Origin of the sequence: Algoriphagus sp. (genome assembly GCF_024305035.1) — a bacterium.
Classification (GTDB): domain Bacteria; phylum Bacteroidota; class Bacteroidia; order Cytophagales; family Cyclobacteriaceae; genus Algoriphagus.
In genome coordinates this window covers 1-3486 of sequence record NZ_JAMWZB010000063.1, presented here as the reverse complement: position 1 = coordinate 3486, position 3486 = coordinate 1, and the positions used below count along the sequence as shown (strand labels likewise).

Sequence of the window (3486 nt, the reverse complement as noted above, 5' to 3'; positions counted from 1 at the left end):
ACAGGATTATGTATACATTTTTGTTATGTAAAAAACTTGGCGTAATATGCTGATATTTAAAGCCTTATTCGCCAAGTCGTTTACATAATATTCAGCTATTTCCCTAAGCTTTCAAGCCAGGTGAGTAGTCCTTTGTTGTTTTGCCATGTTGGCTCTGAAGAATCTGGTACCAAGCTTGTTTTTTCCAGTGCTTCCCGCTTCAGTCTGTTGTCTATCCGTATATAGATTTCAGTGGTGGTCACTGATACATGTCCCAGAAAATCCCTGATCGCAATGATATTTACTTCATTTTGCTGAAGCAAGACAGCTTTCGAGTGTCTCAGCGAATGTGGACTTACCCCATTAGGGATAAGTGAAGGATCGGTTGATCTGGCCATCTTTGAATATTTCTTAATGATCGCTGTAATTGCCATCCGGGTCAGCTTATCTCCCCTTCCGTTGCCGAATAATGGGTAGTCCGTGGCTCTATCCAGCAATAATCCATTTTCCTGCATATATTGCTTCAACAGCATTCCTATCTGTTCGCATAGTGGTACCAAACGGGATTTATTACCCTTTCCGTCCAGTCTAAGTAACATGGGTTTGCCAAAATTTATTCTGGAAGGGACCAGATCTGCTATTTCCTGTACCCTGCTTGCGCATTCAAACATCAAAGACATGAGTACCTGATCACGTCTCCCTTTCTTTTTTGAAGTATCCGGTTGGGAGAGCAGTAGTTTAATGCCTTCTGCAGTCAGGTATACAATCACCGGTGCAGGGGCCTTTTTTACTTTTATGGAGAGTATGCCCTGCCATTCCCCTATATTATCAGGATACTTATACGTGAGAAAACGGAAAAAGGAATGAAGGGCGGCCAGCCTTGCATTCCGGGTAGATACACTGCAGCCCCTGTCTGTCTCCAGCCAGTCAAGGAATCCAACAACCCGGTCCCGGGTTATATCCTTGAAGTCAATATGCTCAGCTCCAATTCCGTGGACCTTCCGCATATACAATAACAACAGAATTACCGTATCACGATAGGCACTTATCGTATTTCGGGAATATCCCCTTTCACCCACCAGGTAATTGACCATGAACTGGGTCAGGTATTTTGAAAAGGCGGTCTGTTTCATGGGGTACTCCGGTAGTTAAGTTCCGAGAATATGTACGAACAGATACTGTCGGTCTTATCAAGTAGATCAGGATACATTTCCGAGGTCATGCGCACATACCTATCGGTGGAAGCCAGGGATGTATGGCCGATATACATTGAAAGTATGGGCAGGATGTAATATAGATCCTTGCCCTCCTTGAGTAAGTGAGCCAGTGCCCTTATACAGAAACTGTGGCGCAAATCTTGGATTCTGGGTCCCACGGTCTTACCCCGATGCTTTATGCAGGCCATTTTCAGTATTTTATTCCACCACTGTGAAAAACCATTTGCCTGGCATCCGCAGCCATTGAGCTTTACAAAAAAATAGTCACTGTTGGAGGGCAGCAGATCTCTGTACTTTCGGTATTGAACACATATGGCAGCCAATGATCCTGATATGGGGACCAACCGATCCTTCCCGTTTTTAGTGCTACGCAACGTCAGGTAATTCTGTTCCAGGTTTACGTCCCTGTTGGTCAGCTTTACGGCTTCCCCGATTCGGATCCCTGTTGATGCAAGCATGCGTATCAGTGCCGGCAGCACCATGATGTGGGTTCTGGCATGCCTGTCATATAGTGTAAGCCTATCACAGGCGGCGTAGATTGCACCGATCTCTGCCTCGGAAAATATATAAGGAACAAACCTTTCATCCCGGGGACCGGGTATCCGGGGCGGAATAAAAGTCTCATGTCCAAGATTGGACAGGTAAACCGAAAACTGGCGTAAAAAACAGTTCCTGTGACTCCACGTATCAGCTGCCTCACCGGGCCTTTTGGCACACCACTCTTCTGCAAGTTCAATGGTGACGGTAATACTCCGCAAACCTTTCTCCCTGGCAAACCTGTCAAAAGCGAATAAACTGAATCTACTTGACCCTGATTTGAAACCAAGGTTATGCCGCATGGTAAGAAAGTCATGGATCAATGGTGCGAGTACACCCCGCTTCACATAGTCGTTACGCATAAAAAGCCCCTCCTTTCTGTGTATAGAACGTTTCCGGAATGTCAGGTGCCTCAAGGGCACATTGTCTGAGGGTCTCAATATCTATTCGCAGATAACACATCGATGTTTGAATATTGGAATGCCCCAGTATATCTGAGATAACAGGCAGCGAGACCTGGCTCTCCAGAAGCATGCTCGCCATGGTATGCCGCAGGGAATGGGATCCATGTTTCCGGTCCCCGACCTTAATCCCGGAACCTAGAATAATCCGGCTAGCTATCGAGGAAACCATTTTAGAATGGATGGGTTGGTGTGGAAACCTCTTTTCCAGAAAAATATAAGAGTCTTTGGATATTGGCCGGGCATACTTGATGTAATCAATCAGTGCCTCCCCAACATCTGTGGTAAGGGGCAACCGAACTGTTTCCCCTGTTTTACCCTGCTGGAAGAAAATGGTGTTTTGTGACCACTGCAAATGACCAAACTCAAGCCCACTGATGTCTGAGGCCCGAAGGCCCAACCTTACGGCCAACATGACAATCGCATAATCCCTTTTTCCGGCAGAAGTGCTCCTGTCTATCGAGTCCAAAATCGCCAATACTTCTTCCTTGGTATAAACTGAAGGTAGTTTGGCTTGTTTTTTATAATTATCTCTCGGGACAACAAGTGAAAGATCCTTTCCTGTTCTTCCAAGCCCGTAGAGGTACCCCAAGAAGTTGCGTATTATGGACAGGGCGAGGTGTTTTGCTCCGGCAGCATCCGGCAATAATACAGATACGTAATGTATGATTACAAGTGTGGACAGGCTTTCGGGCGAACTAATTCCGGCTTGGTGCAGATAAGTTTGAAAACGGTACAGGTACCAAGAATGTCCGCGTAAAGTTTTTTCATTTAACCTCAAGGACCTTTTATAAGCAACATATTGCTCGATGACCCTCCCAATCTCACCGGTTAAGACTACCTTTTCCCCCATAAAAGTCCTCTCAATCATTTTACCTGTTTCAGAAAATTGGGCAAGACTAACAGCACATCGATAACAATGTTTCTGATGTTTAGAAAGTGTTGAAACATTGCGATTACCATAGGTTACAATTAGATAAGACGCTACGGTTTCTGAATCGACCCGCTTAAGGCCCCTAGAGTCCATAAACGCCCTGATCCTTTGCCATATCCAATTATAAATGGAAATAGTCTGTTTTCCCTTGCCAAGACCGGCTAGATGTTGGGTTGCTGCTTCTGTTAACTCCTCGAAAGTGGAATAATATCTGTTCATTGGTCATAAATGTTTAAGTATGCGGAATTGCATGAACCAAGATGAACATTATTATGTAAATTATAATCGAGTTATTGACCTCATTAACAGGATATTAAGAGAGTGTTTTTACATAACAAAAATGTATACATAATCCTGT

At 44.6% G+C, this 3486-nt stretch carries 3 protein-coding genes; all 3 read right to left on the bottom strand.

Going from position 1 to position 3486, the window contains the following annotated elements; translation table 11 throughout:
• Positions 1 to 95: 95 nt before the first annotated feature.
• The 3 genes from Q0L00_RS19465 to Q0L00_RS19455 are packed head-to-tail and all read right to left on the bottom strand — an operon-like array spanning position 96 to position 3347.
• Complete coding sequence (locus Q0L00_RS19465; RefSeq protein ID WP_297338563.1) at positions 96 to 1112, bottom strand: tyrosine-type recombinase/integrase; 1017 nt, start codon at positions 1110 to 1112, stop codon at positions 96 to 98.
• Positions 1109 to 2035 (bottom strand): tyrosine-type recombinase/integrase, encoded by a 927-nt coding sequence (locus tag Q0L00_RS19460; protein ID WP_297338562.1) that lies wholly within the window; start codon positions 2033 to 2035, stop codon positions 1109 to 1111. The genes Q0L00_RS19465 and Q0L00_RS19460 overlap by 4 nt, the downstream gene beginning before the upstream one ends.
• 52 nt (positions 2036 to 2087) lie before the next feature.
• The gene (locus Q0L00_RS19455) at positions 2088 to 3347 is read right to left on the bottom strand and encodes a site-specific integrase (protein ID WP_297338561.1); all 1260 of its coding nucleotides are present in this window, start codon (positions 3345 to 3347) and stop codon (positions 2088 to 2090) included.
• Positions 3348 to 3486 lie beyond the last annotated feature (139 nt).